The 22,400-nt window shown below is 63.3% G+C and carries 15 protein-coding genes; 9 read left to right on the top strand and 6 right to left on the bottom strand.

Going from position 1 to position 22,400, the window contains the following annotated elements:
• Nucleotides 1-30: 30 nt before the first annotated feature.
• The 6 genes from JQ572_RS21045 to JQ572_RS21020 all read right to left on the bottom strand — a co-directional run bounded on the left by JQ572_RS21045 (nucleotide 31) and on the right by JQ572_RS21020 (nucleotide 10,658).
• Nucleotides 31-1,455 carry an HlyD family type I secretion periplasmic adaptor subunit gene (locus JQ572_RS21045; protein WP_211384717.1) on the bottom strand — a complete coding sequence of 475 codons (1,425 nt, stop codon included), beginning with the start codon at nucleotides 1,453-1,455 and terminating at the stop codon, nucleotides 31-33.
• Nucleotides 1,442-4,090 (bottom strand): type I secretion system permease/ATPase, encoded by a 2,649-nt coding sequence (locus JQ572_RS21040; RefSeq protein ID WP_211384716.1) that lies wholly within the window; start codon nucleotides 4,088-4,090, stop codon nucleotides 1,442-1,444. The genes JQ572_RS21045 and JQ572_RS21040 overlap by 14 nt, the downstream gene beginning before the upstream one ends.
• A gap of 109 nt (nucleotides 4,091-4,199) precedes the next feature.
• Nucleotides 4,200-6,548, bottom strand: coding sequence for a family 16 glycosylhydrolase (locus JQ572_RS21035; protein WP_211384715.1), 2,349 nt, complete (start codon nucleotides 6,546-6,548; stop codon nucleotides 4,200-4,202).
• A 779-nt stretch (nucleotides 6,549-7,327) separates the two neighbouring features.
• A complete protein-coding gene (gene galE, locus JQ572_RS21030; protein WP_211384714.1) occupies nucleotides 7,328-8,386 on the bottom strand; it encodes a UDP-glucose 4-epimerase GalE in 1,059 nt (352 codons plus the stop codon).
• A 47-nt stretch (nucleotides 8,387-8,433) separates the two neighbouring features.
• Nucleotides 8,434-9,438, bottom strand: a complete 1,005-nt coding sequence (locus JQ572_RS21025; protein ID WP_211384713.1) for a glycosyltransferase family 2 protein — start codon at nucleotides 9,436-9,438, stop codon at nucleotides 8,434-8,436.
• Complete coding sequence (locus JQ572_RS21020) at nucleotides 9,435-10,658, bottom strand: glycoside hydrolase 5 family protein (protein WP_349643105.1); 1,224 nt, start codon at nucleotides 10,656-10,658, stop codon at nucleotides 9,435-9,437. Before JQ572_RS21020 ends, JQ572_RS21025 begins: the two co-directional genes overlap by 4 nt.
• Nucleotides 10,659-10,902: 244 nt before the next feature.
• Between JQ572_RS21020 and JQ572_RS21015 the strand changes: the two genes are divergently transcribed.
• From JQ572_RS21015 to JQ572_RS20975, 9 genes are all read left to right on the top strand, one after another.
• The gene (locus tag JQ572_RS21015) at nucleotides 10,903-12,021 is read left to right on the top strand and encodes a carboxylate--amine ligase (RefSeq protein ID WP_211384712.1); all 1,119 of its coding nucleotides are present in this window, start codon (nucleotides 10,903-10,905) and stop codon (nucleotides 12,019-12,021) included.
• Nucleotides 12,022-12,029: 8 nt separating this feature from the next.
• Complete coding sequence (locus JQ572_RS21010) at nucleotides 12,030-13,592, top strand: glucosamine inositolphosphorylceramide transferase family protein (protein ID WP_211384711.1); 1,563 nt, start codon at nucleotides 12,030-12,032, stop codon at nucleotides 13,590-13,592.
• Nucleotides 13,593-13,811: 219 nt separating this feature from the next.
• Nucleotides 13,812-15,068, top strand: a complete 1,257-nt coding sequence (locus JQ572_RS21005) for a SidA/IucD/PvdA family monooxygenase (protein ID WP_211384710.1) — start codon at nucleotides 13,812-13,814, stop codon at nucleotides 15,066-15,068.
• Nucleotides 15,065-15,853, top strand: coding sequence for a glycosyltransferase family 2 protein (locus JQ572_RS21000; protein ID WP_249129143.1), 789 nt, complete (start codon nucleotides 15,065-15,067; stop codon nucleotides 15,851-15,853). Before JQ572_RS21005 ends, JQ572_RS21000 begins: the two co-directional genes overlap by 4 nt.
• A gap of 44 nt (nucleotides 15,854-15,897) precedes the next feature.
• Nucleotides 15,898-17,064, top strand: a complete 1,167-nt coding sequence (locus JQ572_RS20995; protein ID WP_211384709.1) for a glycosyltransferase family 4 protein — start codon at nucleotides 15,898-15,900, stop codon at nucleotides 17,062-17,064.
• Nucleotides 17,031-19,028, top strand: a complete 1,998-nt coding sequence (locus JQ572_RS20990; protein ID WP_211384708.1) for a hypothetical protein — start codon at nucleotides 17,031-17,033, stop codon at nucleotides 19,026-19,028. Before JQ572_RS20995 ends, JQ572_RS20990 begins: the two co-directional genes overlap by 34 nt.
• Nucleotides 19,015-19,773 (top strand): hypothetical protein, encoded by a 759-nt coding sequence (locus JQ572_RS20985; protein WP_211384707.1) that lies wholly within the window; start codon nucleotides 19,015-19,017, stop codon nucleotides 19,771-19,773. The genes JQ572_RS20990 and JQ572_RS20985 overlap by 14 nt, the downstream gene beginning before the upstream one ends.
• A gap of 13 nt (nucleotides 19,774-19,786) precedes the next feature.
• A complete protein-coding gene (locus tag JQ572_RS20980; RefSeq protein WP_211384706.1) occupies nucleotides 19,787-21,061 on the top strand; it encodes a glycosyltransferase family 4 protein in 1,275 nt (424 codons plus the stop codon).
• Nucleotides 21,055-22,392, top strand: coding sequence for a polysaccharide biosynthesis protein (locus JQ572_RS20975; protein ID WP_211384705.1), 1,338 nt, complete (start codon nucleotides 21,055-21,057; stop codon nucleotides 22,390-22,392). Before JQ572_RS20980 ends, JQ572_RS20975 begins: the two co-directional genes overlap by 7 nt.
• Nucleotides 22,393-22,400: the final 8 nt, after the last annotated feature.

Genomic DNA, 22,400 nt, shown 5'->3' with positions numbered 1-22,400 from the left:
CGGAGCGCACAGGCTGCGGGAGCCGGCCCTTTATCGCTCCCGCAGCGCCTCCTGCTTGTATCTCGCCAGCGGCGAGAGAAGGTAGCTGATGATCCTGCGCGTGCCCGTCTTGATCTCGACCGTCACCGCCATGCCGGGACCGAGCTTGACGAGCTTATCCTCCACCTGCATGTGCGTGCGGTCGAGTGAAATGCGCGCCGCATACTCTAGCTCCTGGCCTTTCGGCTCGCTGCTGCCTTGCGCCGTGCCGGGCGCGCGGTCGTTCGATCCGCCCTGCCTGTCCCGCGTGATCGCGTCGGTCGACACGCTGAGTACGTCCCCATGCAGGAGCCCATAGCGCGTGAAGTTGAACGTATCGATCTTGATCTCCGCCTTCTGTCCGGGATGCACGAAGCCGATGTCGCGATTGGACAGCATGGCCTCGATCTCAAGCTGACTCTCACTTGGAACCACGATGGCCAGCGCCTGTGCCGGCGTCACCACACCTCCCACCGTGTGAACCGCGAGCTGTTGCACGACGCCGTTGACCGGCGCGGTCAAATGCTGAAGCTTCGTGCGCCGGTCCGCCTTGACCACTTCCTGCGCGGCGCTCGCTGCCTTCTGCTCAGCTTTCGCGAGTGCGTCATAGGTGGCACGCCGATACTCCGCGGCGGTCCTTTCTTTCGTTTCCTTCAACAAGGCGATGGCAGCGTCGGCTTCGCGGAGCCGGCTCTGCTGGAGCACCAGATCCTGCTGAAGGCCGACCAGCTCCTGATACTCGGAGAGATAGACAACCTTCGAGGCCAAGGCCTTGTCGACGAGATTCTTGCGAATGTCGACTCGCTCCTGGAGCACCGGTATCGTCGCCTGGAGCTTCGCCGCGCTCGCCGACGTGGTCGCCCTCTCCGCTTCCTTCTGACCTTGCTGGCGCTCGATCTCGGCGAGCTTGGCGCTCTGCTCAGCGCGCTGGCTGATCAGAAACTGGCGATGCATCTCGATCTCCGCGGCACTTGCGCCCGGCGGTGATCGGAAAGCGCCAAGCGGATCGTCGCTGAGCGCTGCGCGCAGCCGCGCAACGTCGAGTTCGGCTGCGACGAGATCGCTTCTCTGGCGCTCCTGATCGGCCTCCGTCATCGTTGGGTCAAGCTCGATCAGAACGTCGCCGGCTTTGACGCTCTGTCCGTCTCGGACGTGGATGGCGCGGACAACACCCGTCTCGAACGGCTGGATCAGCTTTGTACGGCCACCAGGCACGATCTTGCCCGTCGCAGTGGCGACGATATCGACGCTGCCGAATGATGCCCACAACAGCGCGACGCAAAAGACTGCGATGATGCTCGCCCCGATCGCGCGACCGATCGGCGATGGCGGCGATTCGGTGATCTCGAGCGCCGCGGGCAGAAATGCGATCTCGTGCTCACGCCGTCGAATCTCGGCTCTCGGAAACGGAACGACATTTCGGCTAGCGGACGTCATGGATACCGGCCTGCAGATAATGAAGGTTTGCGTAACGCCCATTCGAGCGGATCAGCTCATCATGGCTTCCGTCCTCGACGATGCGGCCATGCTCGAGAGTGACGATCCGGTTCGCATTGCGCACGGTCGAGAGCCGATGAGCGATGACGAATACAGTCCGACCGGCGGCAATCCGTTTCATGTTCTGCTGGATGGCGCGCTCGCTTTCGTAATCGAGCGCGCTGGTCGCCTCGTCGAGGATAAGGATGCGGGGGTTGGTAATGAGTGCGCGAGCGATCGCGACACGCTGGCGCTGCCCGCCGGATAAACTGCTTCCGCGTTCACCCACGATGGTGTCGTAGCCCTCGGGGAGCTCCAGGATGAAGTCGTGAGCGCCGGCGAGCGCCGCCGCCTCGATGACGCGCTCCATGGGCATGGCCGGGTCGGCGAGCGCAATGTTCTCGCGGATCGAGCAATTGAAGAGCACGTTCTCCTGCAAAACCACGCCGATCTGGCGCCGAAGCCAGGTCAGGTCGACCGTCGCGAGGTCAACGCCGTCGACCAGCACGCGTCCGCTCTCCGGCACGTAGAGACGCTGGATCAACTTGCCGATGGTGCTCTTGCCCGAGCCCGAAGAGCCAACGATACCGACGACCTGGCCGGGCTCGACGCCGAAGGACACATCGTGCAGCACTTCGGGGCCGTCGACGCGGTAGCGGAAGGTTACGTGCTCGAATGTGACCTTGCCGCGGATCGCCGGCAGCGCGGCGCGGGCCGAACTGAAGCTTGGCTCCGGCATGGTGTTGAGGATGTCGCCCAGACGATCGACCGACAAACGGGCCTGATGGAAATCCTGCCAGATCTGCGCGAGCCGAAGTACCGGCATGCTCACCCGCGCCGCCAGCATATTGAACGCGACCAGTTCGCCGACGGTCAGGTCACCGCCGATCACGAGCCTGGCGCCGAAGTAGAGCGTTGCGACGGTGACCAGCTTGTTGATCATCTGAACCGCTTGGCTCGCCGTATTGTTCAGGCTGAGCACGCGGAAGCTCGCACCTACATAGCCGGCGAGTTGCTCTTCCCAGCGGCGTTGCATCTGCGGTTCGACCGCCATCGCCTTCAGCGTCTCGATGCCCGTGACGCTCTCGACCAGGAAGGCCTGGTTCTCCGAGCCGCGATTGAACTTCTCATCGAGGCGTCGGCGAAACAGCGGCGCGGCGCTGGCGGAAATTCCGATGTAGAAGGGGAACGAGGCCAGAACGATCAGCGTCAACGGCGTCGAATAGTAGAACATCACCGCAAGGAAGACGACGGTGAACAGGAGATCGACGACGAGTGTGAGCGCCGAGCTCGTCAGGAACTGGCGGATGTTCTCGAGCTCGCGAACGCGTGCGACCGAATCGCCAACACGGCGTGTCTGGAAGTATGCGATCGGCAACGCCATCAGGTGACGAAACAATCGAGCGCCGAGCTCTACGTCGATGCGGTTCGTCGTGTGCGCGAAGAGATAGACGCGCAACGTGCCGAGAACAGTCTCGAACAACGTCAACGCAACGAGGCCCGCGACCAGAACATCGAGCGTGCTGATGCTTCGATGCACGAGCACCTTGTCGATGACGACCTGGAAAAACAACGGCGCGACGAGGGCAAAGACCTGAAGGAAGAAAGACGCGATCAGAACTTCGCCGAGAAGACGGCGATACTTGTGGACCGCACCGAGAAACCAGCTGATATCGAATCGCCGGGAGAGATCCGTCAGGGCGGCGCGTCGGGTCATCAGGATGATGTCGCCGTCCCAGACGGCCTCGAGTTCGGCCTGAGTCACGGATTCGGGTCGTGGAGACAATGGGCGTTGAACAAGAAGCTTGTCGTCGATGACCTTGCCCAGGATCAGGAAGCTGCCGTCGCGCAGCACGGCAATTGCCGGCAGCGGCGTGACGGCAAGCCTGTTCCAGCCCGACCGCTGTGCTTGAGCCTTGAGCCCGAACTCCCTCGTACTGCGCAGGATTTCGGTCACACCGACCCGAGACGTGCCCATGCGATGCCGAATCTGCTCCGGGTCGGCCGCGATGCCATGGCAACGCAGCAGTATCGCCACCGCGATGAGCCCAGACTCATCGCCATCCGCAGGCTCAGGAACCGGCTCATGGACGGGCATATCGCGACGAAGGGCGGAAAAGGCATGCGTCAGGACGTCACCGGCACGGCCAACCACATCACGCCCGAGCGCAATCAGACCGGCAAAGGCATGATGCGCCCGACCGGCGAGGCTTTGAGATCCGGTCAGGATCAAGCGGCCGTCCCAGATCTCTTCAAATTCCGCACGCGGCATCAACGTCGGACGTGTCGAGGTCGGATGCAACACGAGCGCCGCATCGTCCTCGACCTTCCCGAGCAGCAGAAATCCGCCATCACGCAGCGCTGCGATTCCGGGCAAGCTGATGCCTGCGAGCTCTTTCCAATGTGTCGTGCGCGAACCGACCTTCAGTCCGAAATCGCGGGCGCAGCGAAGCATCGCACGGATGCCGATTTCACTCTCCCCGCAACGGTAGCGGATCTGGTCGGATTCGGCATTCACGCCATGAAGGCGCAAGAACAGAGCCAGGGATCGAAGCCCGAGATCTGCGGCATGGGCATTTCCATTCTGGATCGCCATTTTTTACTCAACCCTTCGCGGCCACCGGCCGCGTACGATGTTCCTTCTCATGCATTCACAAACATAGACGGAGCCGCACCCAGGCGTTGAGCCTGGGTGCGGCGGAGCACTAATGTTGCGGTCGGGCCAGCAACGGTTCGTGACCCCAGCCGATCGCTTGCGAGACAGCCGCCACGATTTGGCCGGAATCCACCTGGCCGGTGTGAGCGGCCAGATACTGGTTCAGCAGCGCAAAACTCTGGCTTGCCATGGACGCCGTCGTCGTGCCGCTCGCAGCCGGATGATCTGCCACAGTGATCGGCTGCGGCGCGGTCGTTGCCAGGGTGTCGGTGGCCGGGTCCACATGTTGCTGGAGCAGTGCAGAGGCCCGGCTTGCCAAGACCACCGTGCTTGCAGTGGTCGGCTGCGGATGATTCGCAAAGTCGACCGTCTGCGGCGCCATCGGAGCCACGGCCGTCGCGGTGGCAGCAGGCTGATGATCCGTCGCGGTGTGTTGGTGGTGCGACGACGTTGTGGTCGTGACGTCTGCGGGTCGAGGATCCGTCACCGTGATGGTCTGCGGCGAAGCCGTCGAAACCGCGCCGGTTGACGGATCCGTTGCACTTGCCGTCAGCGAAAGTGTCGCAACCGGCTGACCCCCGCCCCGATATTGCGAGGTCAGTGTCAGTCCGCTGTCGACCTGCGCGGCCGTCAGGGTGATGTTTTTCCCCGTGAAGGTCCGACCATCCAGCTTGTCGGTAATCGACTCATATCTCGGCAACCCCGTGATGTTCACGGTCACGAGATCGTTGGCGTCGGTCGTCGTTACCTTGGCCCCGAGATCGACGGTACCACCTCTCCCGGCCACCCAGAGCGAGTTATCCGCGATAGTGAGGACTGGCGTGGTCGCCGATGGGGTCGACGGCGACGTTGGCGTCGATGACGTCGGGTCGACCTGCAGACCGGAGAACGTCTTCACGGCGCCAGCGAGATTCGCAGCGACACCGCTCGCGTCCTTGATGGTCGCACCGCTCGGAAGATTGACCCCGATGATGGCGAGCGCCGAGGTGCTGGTGTTGGTCGAGGCGACCGTGGTCTTGAAGGTGAGCGTGCCCGTGCCCGAACCACCGGCATAAGTGGCCGTGCCGCCGTCATTGAGCGACAGCGTGGGCGTACCCGTCACGGTCACGGCCTCGTTGAAGCCGAGCGACAGCGTAATCGTGTCTCCCACGTGCTCGGTGCCGGTTGTCGGAGAAGCCGTAGCCTGTGTCACCGCCGGCAAGATTGGATCGATCTGGAGACCGGTGAACGTCTTCACGGCGCCAGCGAGGTTCGCAGCGACGCCGCTCGCGTCCTTGATGGTCGCACCACTCGGAAGATTGACGCCGGTGATGGCGAGCGCCGAGGTATCCTTGTCGGTGGACGCAACTGTGGAGCGGAAAGTGAGCGTACCTGTGCCCGAACCACCCACATAGGTGGCGGTATTGCCGTCATTGAGCGACAGCGTCGGCGTACCCGTCACCGTCACGGCCTCGTTGAAGGCGAGCGACAGAGTGATGGTATCGCCGGCATGCTCGATGCCCGTTGCGGGAGAAGCCGTGGCCTGCGTCACCGCCGGCTGGACCGTCGGCTGCGTCGTGGCCGTGACGTTCGCACCCGTGACGGTTTCGCCACTCCCTGCTTTTTGATAGAGCTGGATCGCGTCGATCTGCATCGGCATCGAGGAAGGGGTCGAGCTGTCAAGAGCCGTATGCCATCCGGTCGTGTTGGAATTAGCGACCTGATTGTCCATGATCAATTCCATCGGCTCATTCGGGATCGGCACCTGCGCGCTGGTCACCTGTGCGATCTGCTTCCCATCGAGGTACCAGGTGATCGATTTCCCGGGCTGCCAGTCGATGGCATAGGTGTGGAAGGCCGCCGTCAGGTCGACGCCGGTGTCGACGGTGCCGCCGACGGTCCCGGAGGGCGTATGAAGATGCCAACTGAAGGCCTGGTTTGCAGGGCCGGAGCCGGTATATCCACCCTCCTGGATATCGATTTCGAAATTATCGCCACTGCTGCCCGCGCCTTTGCCCGGCATCAGCCAGAGGCCCGGCCACGCACCATCGCCGCTCGGCGCCTTCATGCTGATCTGAAGATAGCCGCCATTGAATTCGAAGTTGCCGTAGCTGCTGACCGTGCCAGACGTGATCGGGAATGTCTGTTGCGTCCCCTGGTTCATGCCGGACACCGACTGCCGGATCGCCGTGAGATCCAATACTCCATTGTTCACGGTCACCTGGCTCGGCATGAAGTAGTCGGCGTCATACGGACCGCCGACCCCGCTACCGCCTGATCCGTAGCTGTTCCACGGCCAGCCGTTGGCGGCGTTGCTGGTGATGTAATTGTGCCAGTAGCTGTCGAGCGTCGTGCCGGAGAAGTCTTCCTGGAAGATGAGATCGCTCGAAGTATAGCCCGCAGGTGCGGAAAGGGTCATTCCGGTATCCTCTTGACGTTGATAACAGGGAATTCCACTGCCGCTGCGTGAACGCGCGCGACATACCGCATGCTCGCAAGCTCTGCTTGGCGAACAGATTTCAGTGCAGTGGGTTTTTGAAAGCGCCCCCCCGACTGCTGGGAGGGTAGGTATTAATGAAACATGGCGAAAAAAGTTTCGAAATGTGATTTCTAAACGCGGATACAGGCATACGTTGGTATGCCGTGCAGGCCATTCTAGACCGGATTACCGGCGACCGCTTTCGGCCCGCGTGATCGTGCGTCCATTTCCCACGCGCGAGCCGCTGTTTCCGGATTTGATGACATCGCGGTCGAAGCGCCCCAAACTGTCAAAGATGCGCGAAACGAACGCACACGCGCCAATCGATCCTAGTGCATTGGTGCGCGGACACTCCGCCGCCGCTTGGGTCGATGCTGCGGATCGTCAAATTTGAGCTCAGCGACCAGTCGCCAAAGCTGAACCTCATGACCGTCCGCTAACTGCCCGGCCCGCTTGGTTGCGGACGCGTCGTCTGGGCAGTAAAGGTTGACCACGCCCCCCAACCGGCCGTGTTCGTCCAGAACGTATGCACGATAGTGTGGCATCGCAAATTCCCATACGCGACGGCATCTTACCTGCAGGCTTGCTCTGCGGCGTGGAGATTTCGGGTCATTGCGAGCTACCTCTGATGGGCGGTTTACTTGCGGCGGCGGCTCGCCTCGAACTCCACTCTTGCTGTCAGGCCCTCGGTGCTCGCCAACCACCTCGGGCGTGCGAGTTCAGCCATGACGGCGGAGTTGCCTGGACCGCTCCCGAACCTTCGGAAGCTCGCTACGCTGATAGCCATTGGGGTTCTGCAATTGCCAACGCCAATGGTCCTCACACATTTGCTGCAACGACCGCGTCGATGTCCAGCCCAGCGCGTCCTTCGCAAAGGTAGGGTCGGCATAGCAGACGGCGACATCACCGGCCCGGCGCGGCCCGATTTCATAGGGGACCGATCGCCCACTCGCTGCCTCAAATGTGCGAATGACCTCCAGAACGCTGCTGCCGCAACCCGTTCCAAGATTGACCGTGAGCACACCGGGCTGTGTGAGGTGGCGCAAGGCACTCAAATGTCCGGATGCAAGATCGACCACATGAATGAAGTCGCGGATTCCAGTCCCATCGGGCGTGTCATAGTCGTTTCCCCAGATCTGCAGCTTCTCCCGCCGTCCAATCGCTACCTGCGCCACGAACGGTAGCAGGTTGCTGGGAACGCCCAGTGGGTCTTCTCCGACGAGCCCGCTTTCGTCCGCGCCAACCGGATTGAAGTAGCGCAGATTGCCGATCCGCCAACCGTCGTCGGACCTGCAGAGATCCTTCAGCATTTCTTCGATGACGAGCTTTGTGCGGCCGTACGGATTGGTCGGACCGAGGGGATGCTTCTCGTCGAGCGGCAAGTATCTCGGCAACCCGTAAACGGTCGCAGACGAGCTGAAGACGAGAGTCTTTACATGCGCCCTCCTCATGGCCGACACCAGCCGCATCGTTCCCAGGACGTTGTTTTCGTAATACATCATGGGCCGTACGTTGGAATCGCCCACCGCCTTCAGCCCTGCGAGGTGAATGACCGCAGTCACTCTGCAGGCATGGAGGATGTCGCGGAGTACCTCTTCATTCCGGATATCGGCGTGCCGAAAAACGAGCGAACGTCCGCAGATGGATTGCACGCGCTCGAGCGAGGCCTTGTTGCTGTTGGAGAGATTGTCGACCGCGACGACGTCGAACCCGGCGTCCAGCAACGCGATACAGACGTGGGATCCGATATAGCCGGCACCTCCGGTCACCAAGATCATCTCGGACACCTTCCGCATTCGCTAACCGGGCCTCAGTACGACGCCAGCTATGCTCTCCAGACCCAGACCCGCGATAACACCTGCTGCGACAACGCTTCCGCGGCCCCGCCTAGGCGGGTCGTGGCGTAGGCGAAAGCGGTAAGAGCGAAGCCCGCGACAATCGCTCCGGCCCGACGCGCGGCGCCGACCTTGCCGCGCATGGCTGCCCTCAAATCGCCTGCGACCGCGCGCGGCAACACGTCCCTGACGTAGCGGCCTTCCGCTCCGAGGCCATCTTTGGACCCTGCGAGACCCGTCAAGACCGCCTTGGCGGTGCCCTCCACCAAACAGCGGTGGACGAAGTATTTCCATGTCGTACGTTGGGCAGGCACCGCGTGATGCACCCGTGCACCGAGCCGATAAGCCCAGTAGCCTCCAGGGTGAAGGCGGGTAGCCCGGATGCAGAACTCCGTCTCTTCGCAGCTTTCGGCCTTGCCGCCGATCCTCGCGCGGCCGCTGACGGAAAATCCGAGCTTGCGGCGTCCGAGCTCCGACGTGAAGCCACCTGCGCGCCGCAGCACGTCGGCACGCACCGACATGTTGGCGCCGATCGGATTGCGGATACGGCCGTCCTGCACATGCATGCCCGTGTAGGTGCAGCCGACGACCCAGCGGAATTCACCCGGAAACCAGGGGGGCGGTGGCGCCTGCCACAGTGGCTCGACCGGGCCGCCTGCTCCGAGCGCGGCTGGATCCTTGTAGGCCTCCAGCAGTTCCTCCAGCCAGTGCGGATCGGCGGCGGCATCGTCGTCAAGAAAGGCGATCACAGGCGCCGTGATGTATTCCGCCCCAGTCATGCGTCCGCCCGACAAGCCCGCTTGCTTGGCATTGGCTAGGACGGTCACACCGGCAAGCTCTCGTGCTGCGCGCTCTCGCAAGGCATCGTTGTTGTCCACCACGACGACGATTTCGCGCGGGGCACGCGTTTGGTTGCGGACAGATTGGACGGCGCGTGTCAGCTCGTCCCAGCGGTCGAGCGTATGCGCGCAGATCACGACGGAAGCTTCGATCATCGGATGCTCCCGGTGGTCTCCCGGATCCGCGCCGTCCGCTCCGCTGCTTTGAATATGTTCCAGATCGTGCTTCCATCGTTACGGATATCGAACTGGTCGTGCTCGTCGACGGGATAGCGTCCGCTGTCCTGCCGCGACACCAGCCGCCACACCATCCAGCCGGCGCAGTTTGGATCGCGCGCAAGCGTGTCAAGCCACATCGCGTAAGCCTCGGCCGAGCCGGGGTTGGAGCGGGCATAGCCGAATTCCTCCAGTAGGACCGGCTTCTTCGCACGCGCTGCCAGCTGGCAAAACTCGGTAATCGTGTCGTTGAATTGCTTGACGGTCAGCTTGTAGAAGAGCGGGTAGCCGTGCCAGGTCCCGAAATCGAGAGTCGGAATCGTCAGATCGGATAGCTTCGCGTCGACGTTCGCGTGCCCCGAGCTGACGAGGTGATTGGGATCGAGCGACTTTACGTAGGCCGACATCTCGGCAGTCCAGGCCAAACGCAAGGCCTCTGGCTGCGCATTGCCCTCGTTCATCAGCTCCCAGCCCATGATGGTCGGATCATCCCGGTAGGCGAGCCCTGTGAGCGGGTTGACCCGCTGCACGACATGGCTGACCCAGCTCTTGTAGTCGCGCTTCGTGCGAGGATCCTTGAAGAAAAATCCGGACTTGTCCTGGCTCCCATACCAAGCCCGCATCTGCTGGGCGCCGCCCGTGTAAGCCCAGAAATCCAGGAAGGCGATGACTAGCCTCAGGCGTCGCTTGCCCGCTTCGGCAATGAGGAAGTCAACCTTCTGCATACCGTTCGCGCCGTCATTGATCGCCATCTCACCAGCGCGAGCGTCCCAGTAGAGAAGGTACGTACCCCTGACCGCGAGATCATTGGCATCGCCATCAGCCTTCCAGTTCCAGATCGTTGCGTTTCTTCCATCGAGCGACCCAACTACCGGCTGGAGGAACGTACGGACTACATTGGCGCCGATGGCCACCGCGTCGTCGAGAACACGCGTCACCTCGTTCCGCGAGCCGAAGGTCAGATAATGGTTGTTGACGCCGACAACGAAGAACTGCCGGCCGTCGACCGTGAAATCCGTTCCGGAAGTTTTGACGAAGGACGTTGCCGACATATCGTGCGCGACGCTCACGGATGCCGGGGCAAACAGCAACGCGAGCACCAGCACACGCATTCCGGCGTCGCGCAGCCCGTCTCTCGCCCGTTGCCAGTCGACAATCATATCTCCACGTGACCTTCGCCCGAGGCCGAACGCAACCGCCCCGAAGGATTACCTCCACTGGCGTCGCACGATCCGTCGCCGATGAGGCATAGTGGCGCTTTGCCGGTTCCGGTCGTTTCGGTAGAGCCCAGCGGTGTCAATAACCAACCAAATGTCCGGCTCGTCGGAGCGGCGCGTCCCCGCTGTCGTAATCGGTGGCGAGCTGAACGGCCTCGGAGTGTGCCGCAGCCTTGCGGTGGGCGGGATGCCCATCTGGGTGGTCGACTGCAAGCGCTCGAACCCGGCGCTGTGGTCACGCTACGCCCATCAGGTCCTCACGGACACCCTGCACGGTCCAGGCTTCATTGACTTTCTGCGTGATCTACAACGCCGGCTCGGTAAGCCGCCCTTCCTGGTCGTCACGGACGAGTTGGCACTGCTCACGATTTCGGAACATCGTAAAGAGCTCGAGAGACTCTATCGCTTCCGATTGCCGGCTCACGGGACGGTTCTCATGCTGCACGACAAAGCCAGGTTTCACGAGAGCGCCGGCCTGCACGGCTGGCCGATACCGAACGGCGTGGTCGTGCGGGCTCTCACGGACGTCCAGAAAATCGCGACACTCCGCCTGCCGATGATTCTGAAGCCGGCTGACAAGCGCCACGTCCATGAAGGACACGCTCCCCGCCTGCTCACTGCGCACAGTCACGCCGACGCAATCGCGACGGCCGAGAGGTTGCTGGCTCAGGCCGGCGAGGTCCTGGTGCAGGAAACCATCGAGGGACCGGACGACAACATCTACTTCTGCCTGTTCTACCGGGGCCGCGACCGTGAGACGCTCGGCCTGTTCACCGGACAAAAGCTCGCCAGCACACCGCCGGGCAGCGGCAGCACGGCCTTCTGTACGGCTTCGACCAACGAGGAGCTGGAGCGCACGACGAAAGGCATTCTCGATCAGGTGAACTACTTCGGATTTGGTGGCATCGAATACAAGCGGGATGCCAGGAGCGAACGCTTCCTGATCATCGAGCCGACGGTCGGGCGCACCGACTGGCAGGAGGAGGCGGCGACGCTCGCCGGGGTCAACATCCCGCTGATAGCTTATCGGCACGAGCTCGGCCTGCCGCCCCTTCCTGACGGCCCGATCGACGGCCGAATGGTGTGGCAGAGTTCCTGGATCGAGCGGATCCGCCTGGGTGCGACACCGATCCCGCCTCGGTCCGTTGTGGTGGATGGCTACTGGCGCCGCGACGATCCGCTGCCAGCACTCGCGCACTATCCGCGCAACGCGGCACACGGCGTAGCCTTGCATCTGCAACCTTGGATTGCGGAGTCGCAGCGGAAACTTGGCGCCGCCACGTGCCGGCGTCCTTCGGAGGCGTGAGACCAACAATGCGCATCTGCCTGTATCTCGATCCGTCTCGACTTTTTCGCTGGCATCAGTGGCTGGCGGAGGCGCTTGCCGGGACGCCCGGCAACGAGGTCTCCTGCGCGTTCGCAACCACCCGACGCCCGCTCCCGTCGATGTGCCGTCTTCTGATCGACCTCGAACGGCTGATCCATGGCTTTGGCGCGAACCGCGCCACCGATCCCGTCGAAACGGCGCTGCGGTCCCTGCCGACGGCTCCGGCCGGGGATGTCGATGTGGTGATCAATTTCAGCGGAGAGGAGCCGCTCACGGGAGGAGGACGTCTGCTGACGCCACTCTTCAACGGCGTACCCGGCGAGATCGGCGTCATGACCGCGCTCGCCAATGACCAGGACCTCCTCATCGACCTACACGACACGGCTTTCCCCTCGGGCTCATGGACGGCGCGACCGGCCCGTTTGGACCGCGACGTGTTCGCAGCAGGCCTCGACAGCGCGCTCTCCTGCGCTGTGGTGCTGATCCTCAAGGCCTTGCGCGAGGAAGCCGGTGGGACCGCGTCCGATGTCCGCGCCGCCCTGACAACCACCCGGTGCCTTGGCGCGTTTTCGGCCCTCGCATTTGCGACCAGCACCGTGGCATCGAAGGCAATCAGGTTCCTGGATGTCCTGGCGCGGGGCGGCAAGACGTGGGGAATCGGCTGGCGCTTCGACGAAAACGCCAGCCTGCTCGACAAGGGTAACGCAGGCTTTCGTGTCCTCACTTCGCACGCCAATGGCTATCTTGCCGACCCGTTCCCGTTTCGACATCAGGGTCGGGATTACATCTTTGTCGAACAGTATCTCAACACCAAGAGCCGGGGATGCATTGCGGTCGTGACAGCGGACCGGAATGGAACCACCACCCCACCACAGATCGTCGTCGAGGAACCGCATCATCTGTCCTACCCATTCGTATTCGAGCAGGACGGACAGATCTGGATGATTCCGGAATCAGGGGCGGCCAGGAGTGTGAGCCTCTACAGGGCCGTGGAATTCCCACATCGATGGACGCGCGAAGCCTGCCTCGTCGAAGGCATCGAGTGTTACGACACCACACCGCTGCAGCATGCGGGCGCCTTCTGGTTCTTCGTCAGTCGAAGGGTGTGGGGATCGACGTCCTGGGATGTCCTCAGCATCTACCGTGCCGAGAGCCTGACAGGAGTATGGACGCCCCAGGCAGAAGACCCAGTGCTGATCGATGCAACACTTAGCCGTCCCGCAGGCGCCTTCATCCGGCAAGGCGGGCGCACGCTACGCCCGGTCCAGGATTGCTCGCGCTACTATGGCGGCGCGGTGACATTTTGCCAGATCGATGCGCTCGACCGGTCGAAGTTTGTGCAGACTCCGGTCGGCCGCATCACGTCCGGAGCGTTCGGGTGCCACACGTACAACCGTCAGTCCGGCCTGGAGGTTGTCGACCTGTTCGGTAACGTCGGCGGCCTACGGGAAGTTACAGTCACCTATGGTCCGCTCTCATCCCGCCCATCGATCGCCTATGACCAAACTCCTGCACCGGTCGATTCGGATTTTGCGACGTTGCGAAAGTAGTTGCACGGCAACCCCGAGTTCCGCGGCCGAGGGAAGCTGACCGTGGTACGGCCGAGACCGACCTGAACGCATAACCACAATGAGCTAACCATCTATCGTGCTTCCATCGCACCATCGCATCGGGGATGCTCCAGTCAAGTCAGGTCAGAGGGCCCCAGAACCTTCCTCTCCAAGGATCTATCATCTGATCTTCATTGCCCCCTGTACGGAGTCTGCATAATGGCGAGGTCAAGCACGTCCGTAGATGTGGCGGTCATTGGAGCCGGCCCCTACGGATTGTCGCTGGCCGCGCACCTGCGCGCACGCGGCGTGGAGCACCGGATTTTCGGAGAGCCCATGGGGCCCTGGAAAACCAACATGCCCCGCGGCATGCTGCTCAAATCCTATCCTTGGGCCACGAGCCTCTCAGACCCGAAGTCGGAATTCGGCCTGAAGAGCTTCTGCAACGAACGTGCCCTGCCCTATCATGACGAGTTGATGCCGCTGCCGCTCAGCCGGTTCATCGACTACGGCGAAGCTTTCCAGGCGCGTTACGTACCCGCCGTTGAGCGCAAGACTTTGATCGCCCTGGAGCCCGGCCCGGGCATTCTTCGCGCCACTTTCGACGACGGCGAAACGGTCCATGCGCGCCGCGTCGTGGTGTCGATCGGCCTGAATCCCTTCAAGTGCCTGCCGCAGGAGGTTGCGCATCTGCCGGTCGAGCTGTGCTCGCACAGCGGCGAGTACGGTTCGCTGGAGGCCCTCAACGGCAGAGAGGTCATCGTGGTCGGATCCGGATCATCGGCGTCTGATCTGGCGGCGCTGCTCCATGAGCGAGGGATTGCGGTTTCGCTCGTTGCGCGCCGGCCAAAGCTGAATTTCGCCGACGGCCCCCGGCACCGCTCCTTGTTCGCGCGCACCACGGCTCCGATGAGCGGCATCGGCCATGGCTGGGCGTTGGCGACCTGCGCCAAATATCCGCAACTGATCCGGCTTTTGTCGAAGGACTTGCGAGTCCGGCTCGCCGACCACGGGGCGCTGGGCCCGCTGGGCGGCGCTTTCGTGAAGGACCGCGTTCTCGGACAAGTGCCGGTGTGGCTCGGTCAGGCCATTCGTGGCATCGAGACGCACGATGGTAAAGTCATGCTCGATTTCGTCGACTTCGCTGGTGCGCCGCGTTCGATGCGGGCTGACCACGTCATCTTTGCAACCGGCTACAAGGTCGACGTGAGCCGGCTGGGCTTCCTGAACGAAACGCTGTTGCGTCGAATGCAGCTGATCGATGGAGCGCCGCAACTCTCGGCGCATTACGAGACGACCGTGCCGGGCCTGCATTTCATTGGTCCGGCCGCGGCAAACAGCTTTGGTCCGGTGTGTCGCTTCGTCTACGGCACATATCACCCGGCCCGTCATCTAGCCCGCCACCTGTCGGCTGTCCTGGTACGCTACCGGCCCGCGTTCCAGCTTCGGCCGCTCGACCGTACGGTGTCGCCATGAACGCCCCTGTCCCCAGCATTCTCGCCCATGTCGGGGGCGCTCCGGCGCCTGCCCCGATCAATATCGCTATGGGGCGGTCGCTGATTCTGCCTCGCGTGAGCTTCATCGTCCCGACACTCAACGAAGCCAAGAACCTCCCCTGGCTTCTGCCGCGCATCCCGAACTGGGCACATGAGATCATTATCGTGGACGGTCGTTCGACGGACGATACCGTCGTGGTGGCGCGCCGCCTGCGTGACGTCAAGGTTGTCATGGAACCCCGACGAGGCAAAGGCGCGGCACTGCGAGCGGGATTCCGGGCAGCCTCCGGCGACATCATCGTCATGATCGACGCCGACGGCTCCATGATCCCGGAAGAGGCCGTCGTCTTCGTGAGTGCGTTGATGGCCGGCGCTGATCTGGTCAAGGGCTCGCGTTTCCTCCAGGGAGCCGGTACCGACGACATGTCACCGTTCCGCATGCTCGGCAACTGGGGGCTGACCCAGACCGTGCGGCTGCTCTATGGCGGCGTGTTCTCCGATCTCTGCTACGGATACATAGCGTTCTGGACCAAGCACGTCGCCACGCTCGACTGCGATTGCGACGGATTCGAGATCGAGACCCTCATCAGCGTGCGGGCCTTGAAGAACCACCTCAACATAGTCGAGGTCGCGAGTTTCGAGGCTCCGCGCATCAGTGGTGAGAGCAATCTACGCGCGATCCCGGACGGCTGGCGCGTCCTCAAGACGATCCTGCGCGAGCGCGTGCTGTCGCCTGTCTCGCTGGTAGCCTATGGATATCCGTGAAGGGCTGGGACGATCGAGAAATCGTCTGGTGAAGGGATAGCCCGATGCAAATCCTGATGGTTGCTGCTCGCTGCTACCCCTTCACGGGAGGCATCGAAACCCACATCCATGAGGTCGGCCCCCGCCTCGTGGAGCGTGGCCATGTGGTCGACGTGCTCACCACCGACCCCTCGGGAGAACTGCCGGTTGAGGAGTATATGCGTGGCATGCGCGTGCAGCGGGTGCCGGCTTGGCCGAGGGAACGGGACCTTTATGTGTCGCCCGGCATCTACACTGCGATCCGGAGCGGTGTCTGGGATCTCATCCATTTCCAGGGCTACAACACCTTCGTGGCGCCGATCGGGCTGCTCGCGGCCATCCGCGGCGATATACCATTCGTCATGACCTTCCACAGTGGCGGACATTCCTCGCGGCTGCGCAATGCAGTGCGCGGGACGCAGCACGCGCTGCTCCGGCCGCTCGTGGCCCGAGCCGCGCGGCTGATCGGCGTCTCCGAATTCGAAGCCAGGTTCTTCAGCGCCCGGATGGGCGTGCCGCGCGAACGCTTCGTCGTCATTCCAAACGGCGCGGCGATGCCGGCTGCGAGTCCCGGTGTCAAGGTCGATCCCCACCTGATCGTCTCCAGCGGCAGGCTCGAGCGCTACAAGGGCCATCACCGGGCGATTGCAGCTATGCCCGAACTGATCCGCCGGGTACCAGACGTCCGACTGCATGTCGTCGGATCGGGCCCCTATGAGGGAGAATTGCGGCGCCTCGTCGCGACGCTTGGCCTTGAAAATCGGGTCAGCATCTCAACCCTTCCCGGATCCGAGCGACAGAAGATGGCCGACCTCCTGGCGAGCGCCGGGCTGTTTGTATTGTTCAGCGAATACGAAGCCCATCCGGTCGCCGTGATGGAAGCCTTGTCGTTGCGGCGCCCGGTCCTCGTGAGTGACACGTCCGGGCTTGGAGAGCTTGCGTCCAAAGGTCTGTGCCGGGCGATTGCGCGCGACGCAAACCCGAGCGCGCTAGCTGCCGCTATGGCCGAGGGACTGAAGGCCCAGCGGGAGGTCCCGGATTGGGCGTTGCCGGACTGGGATGACTGCGCACAAGCGCTGAGCGAAGTTTACGACGATGTCTGCAACGACATTTTGAGCAGCCGGTCCAGGGGGCGCCTACCGCTCGGCGGCATCCCCTCGTGGCCTTCTGCGACGAAGGCACCACGCCGATGACGCGGGCTCATCTAACCGCAGCAACCGGGACAAACCCGCTCCAGACCGGAGTCCAATTCGTCTCGGCGGTCATCGGCCCCGATCTTCACGGCGGCAGCTCCGACGCCCCGACGCGACCGGTGAGTTGCGAATGGATCGCGGCCTTGTGCCTGACGGCGGCTATGGCCTTGCTACTCGTGGTGGCGGGGCACGCCGCCGGGCGCCGGTCCAACGACATGGCGCCACTGCTTTTCTGGTCTGGCGTGGTCCTGCTGGTCGTCCCAATCAGCCTTCGCACCGGCTGGCCCAGGGTCGCCCGGGGCGAACGACTCTTCCTGCTGTTCCTGCTTGCCGAAGCCCTGTTCTACTGCAAGGCTGTCTATTCTCCGACGAGCTTCATCGGTCACGACGAATTCCTGCACTGGGTCGCTGCCGACGATCTCTTGACGGCACGCCGGCTATTCCTGTCCAACCCGCTTCTGCCGATCGGCCCGGCGTATCCCGCACTGGAAATTCTGACGACTGCGATCGTCGATCTCACCGGACTGTCGTTGTTTGCGGCGGGGACGCTGCTGTTGGTCATCCTGAAGGGCACCTTCGTCGCCGGTCTGTTCCTGTTCTACGAAAAGCTCTCCGGATCACCGCGCACCTCGGCCATCGCCTGTCTCGTCTATATGGGCTGCACAACCTTCGCAGTGTTCGAGGCAATGTTCTCCTACGAGAGCCTTGGCGTCGTACTGTGCGTGCTGGCCATCGCGGTCGAAGTAGCGTCCAGGGATCTCGATGGGCGACCGCGGCTGCGAGCGCTTGGGTTGATCGCCTTGCTATTGGGGGCCCTTGCGGTCACGCATCACCTCTCGGCCGCCTTCGCGGCCATCTATTTCGGAGCACTGGCCGGCTTCGAAGCCTTGCGGCGCGGCCCCATGCAGATCGAGGCAAGATTTGCCGTGGGCGCCACGGCTCTCCTCGCCATCGCCCTGCCGTTCCTGTGGATGGAAGCCCACGGTAACCTTCTCACGGGTTATCTTGGCCCGGTCATCGAAGGCGGCTTTAGGACGTTGCTGGGGAAGATCATGGGCGCACCCACCCCACGGTCGGAGCATCTCGGCCCCCCGGCCCAGCCCCTCGGCATGCGGCTGACAACCATGGTGGCGATCCTGCTGTTGGCACTGGGACTGGCGACAGGATTCTTCAGGTCGCTGGCGACGACAGCACCGAGCAGCGCGCGCGCAGGCTGGCGTCCGATCCAGGACATTCTGAGGCGTCGCTGGCGCGACGGCCGCATCTTGCTCCTCACCCTATTGGCCTTCGGATTCCCGATCTCGGTGGCGTTCCGGCTGACCAGCGCCGGATGGGAAATCGGCAACCGCATGGGAACGTTCGTGTTCATCGCCGTCGGGCTGGTCGTCGCGGTGAGCATCGTGCATTTCTGGCAAGGCCGCGAGCCCCGTGGGTGGCGCCTCATTGGGCCGGCAATCGCGCTCTCCGTTATTGTCATGGGCGGCGTCACGAGCTCTGCGCTCGATCCGATCCGTGGACCGTACAGGGTGGCAGCCGACCAGCAATCGGTCGAGCCCATGGGAATCGAAACTGCACTCTGGACCAAGCAGTGGCTCGCGGCCGGCAATCGCTTCACCGCCGACCGCGTCAATCGCCTGCTGCTTGCCAGCTACGGGCGACAGGACGTGAGGGTCAAGATCGCCGCAGGCGTTGATACCGCGCGCTTATTCGAAGCCGAAACGTTGGGGCCCGATGACTTCTGGGCGTTGGCCAGGAGCGACATCGACTTCCTGCTGGTGGATCTGCGTTTGTGCACGGCCCCGCCGGTGCTCGGCTTCTACTTCGAGCCGTGGCAGGTGCAGCAAGGAAAGCCGCTTTCAAGCGACATGTTGCTCAAGTTCGACGACATCAAGGGCATCACGCGCATCTACGACAACGGCTGGATCGTCATCTACGACGTGAGAGGATTGCATGGGAATTCCTAGCAGCCGGGACCTTCTGGCCACCTGCGTCTGGGCGGCCGTCACGCTGGCTGCGGTGGCCGTCAGCGATAGTTTGTTCCTGCGCACCATCCTGGGCGCACCCATCGTTTTCCTCGTCTCTGGTCACGCCGTGCTGCGGGCGATCGGCATCAGGACCACCTCCGTATCCGAGCATCTCGCCTACGCGGTCGGCACGAGCCTCGCCATCGGCATCGCCGGCGGCTTTGCCTTGAACACCGCAGGTTTCCTGGGGCCGCCCGGCTGGGCGATCTGGTTTTGCGCCATCACCATCGGCGCTGCGCTCGTGGCCGACAGTCGCAGCGACGCTCCCGATCTGCCTCCCTGGCCAGGTCCGGTGCGGGTCCGCTTCTGGCAGGGCGCAGCGATCGTACTCGCGTTGCTCTTGGCGACCGGCGCTTATGCGCTGGCTGTCCGCGACGAAACGACTTACCGACAATTCAGCTACACGGAGTTGTGGATGTTGCCACCGGCCGGCGATCGCCCGGGCCGGCTCACCGTCGGCCTCCGCAGCGCCGAGACCCAGACTCACCGTTTCGACGTGGAAATCACCATCGACGGGCGACTGTCCGCGGTTTTCCGCTCGCTTACCATCGCGCCGGGCGAGACCTGGGCGCGACAGATCCCGGTACCCGTCTCGGCCACCTCCCAAAGGGCCGAAGCCCGGCTCTACAGGCCGGACGACCATCGACTCTATCGCAGCGTCTCGACGCTGGTGCCGCGCACCTGAAACGAGGCCGATCATGCGCATCCTGCTGCTGTCGCAATTCTATCCTCCGGTGATCGGAGGCGAGGAGCGACACGTCCGTAACCTCGGCAGGGCACTGGCGCAGCGCGGCCATAGTGTAAGCGTCGGGACCTTCATGCATCCCGGATCACCAGAGACTGAGTTCGACGGCGCAGTCCGCGTGCGTCGCCTGCGCGGCACAGTCCAGCGCCTGTCAAATCTCCACGCCGATTCCGAGCGCCGCCACGCCCCACCCTTCCCCGATCCCGGATTGCTGCTGGCGCTGAAGCGGCTAGTCGCAGAGGAGAGGCCGGACATCGTCCACGCCCATAACTGGATCTACGCCTCCTTTCTGCCGCTCAGGCTTCTCGGTGGCGCGCCCCTCGTGGTGACGCTCCATGATTACGGCCTCGTCTGCGCCAGGAAGAACTTCATGCACCTGGGCACGCATCTGTGCGATGGCCCGCGACTCGCGAAGTGCCTGCCCTGCGCCACCGCTCACTACGGCGCCGTGAAAGCCACCGCGACGACGCTTGGCAACTGGGCATCAAGTTTCGTCGCGCGGCGCGTGGTCGACCGCTTCATCGCGGTGAGCCACGCGGTGGCGCGACACACCGGTCTCACCGGAGGCCGCACGCCCTACGAGGTCATCCCAAACTTCGTGCCCGATGATGTCGGCGTACTTGGCTCGGAATATCCCTGCCTGCGGGAGCTGCCGAAAAATGGATTCATCCTGTTCGTCGGTGACATGATGCGGCTCAAGGGCATCGACGTTCTCCTGAAGGCCTATGCCCGGCTCGAGCGGGCGCCGCCGCTGATCCTGATCGGACGCCGGGTCGCCGATACGCCAACCGTGTTTCCGCCGAACGTTCGCGTTTTCAACAACTGGCCACATTCCGCCATCATGCATGCATGGCACAGATCGCTGTTCGGCGTGCTGCCCTCGGTCGGGCCGGAAGCTTGCGCGACCGTCATCATGGAAGCAATGGCGTCCGGCAAAGCCGTCGTCGCGACAGACGTCGGTGGTATGCCGGATCTCGTCGATCACGGCGAAACGGGCCTTCTCGTGCCGCCGGGCGACCCGCAAGCCTTGGCCCGCGCGATGCAATCACTTCTGGACGACCGCACCTTGCTGGCCCACCTCGAGTCGAAAAGTCTCGCCCGGGTGGGGCGTCTCAAGGCCGGTGCGGTCGTGACCCGGATCGAGCAGGTCTACCGCGACGTGCTGCGCCCGGCCGCCAGCAGGGTCGAGCCGCCGGCAAAGCAATGTTCGGGAGAGCCATCATGCTAGCGCTCGCATGGACGTTCATCGCGCGCCTACCCAGGACGCTTCGAAAGAGCGCGATTCTCTTCACGAATTCGGGCGCACTGGCGATCGGAACGATAGCGTCGGCGGGTCTTGGATTTGTCTATTGGTGGCTCGCCGCGCGGATGTTCCCGCCGGAGGTGATCGGCAACGCCTCCGGCCTTCTGTCCGTGATGGGCCTCATTGCTCTCCTGGGGGAGGCCGGAGTCGGGACCTTGCTGATCGGCGAAATCGTCCGGCATCCCGGCCAAGGGGCCGGGCTTGCGGCCGCGGCGGCATGTATCGCGGCGACGCTGGCGCTCGGCCTGGCCTTGTTGTTTGTCATCGCCGAAGGACAACTCAGCTCGGCCAGCCCGATCGGCGGCTGGTCCGAGGCCTGCCTGTTCGTCCTTGGCTGTAGCCTGACCGCACTCAGCTTCGTGCTCGAGCAGGCGCTGGTAGGCAGTCTGCGCAGCGGCGCCAGGATGGTCCGGCAAGTGCTGTTCTCGACGCTCAAGCTGATGCTGATCGCCGCTGCCGCCACCGCCGGACTTGCCTCCAATGCCGCGATTCTTCTCACCTGGGTGGTCGGCCTGCTCGCATCCTGGATCGGTCTCGATCTCTTGACTCGAGGTGGTGCGCGTAGCCTCGTCGGAGCGCCCGATTTCGGGCTGCTCCATGCTCTTCGCGGCAAGGTGCTCGGCCATTACGCGCTTGATGTCTCCGTCCAGGCTCCCGCCATCATCATGCCATACCTTGTGCTGGTCCTCCTGTCCCCGACCATCAACGCCGCCTTCGCAACCTTGTGGATGCTGGTCTCGATGGCCGCGCTGATTCCGGCAGCCTTGGCCACAGTCCTGTTCCCCGTGGTCAGAGCAAACTCCAGACAATTCGGTCACGACCTGCTGGTGTCGCTGACCGCGTCACTGCTCTTCTCCCTGGTCTGCGCCGTCGTTGTCTTCGCCTATTCGCGGCAACTCCTTGCGCTCTTCAATCCGGCCTATCCGGAGATCGCCGGTTCGAGCATGCGCTTGCTCGGATTCAGCCTTCTGGGACTTACGCTCAAGTTTCATGGCTGCACGCTGGCGCGGCTTGGCGACAAGATGCGCAAGGCGTCTGTCTGGTTCGCGCTTGGCGGATTGCTGGATATCGGCTTCGCGGTCGCTGGCGCAAAACTTGGCGGACTGCAAGGCCTGGTTCTGGGCTGGATACTCGCCGTCAGCATCGAGGGGACGTGTGCGGCCCTCGTGTTGGCCTTCGCAACGAAGCTGGATTCTGCCGCCGGCTCAGTGCGCGAAGGCATGGCCCGCCCCAAGAAAACTCCGATCACGGTGTAGGGGCATCA

This window comes from Bradyrhizobium sp. SZCCT0153 (assembly GCF_018129995.1).
GTDB lineage: Bacteria > Pseudomonadota > Alphaproteobacteria > Rhizobiales > Xanthobacteraceae > Bradyrhizobium > Bradyrhizobium japonicum_G.
Note: the sequence above shows the minus strand (reverse complement) of the source record. Positions and strands in the feature narration are given on the sequence as shown.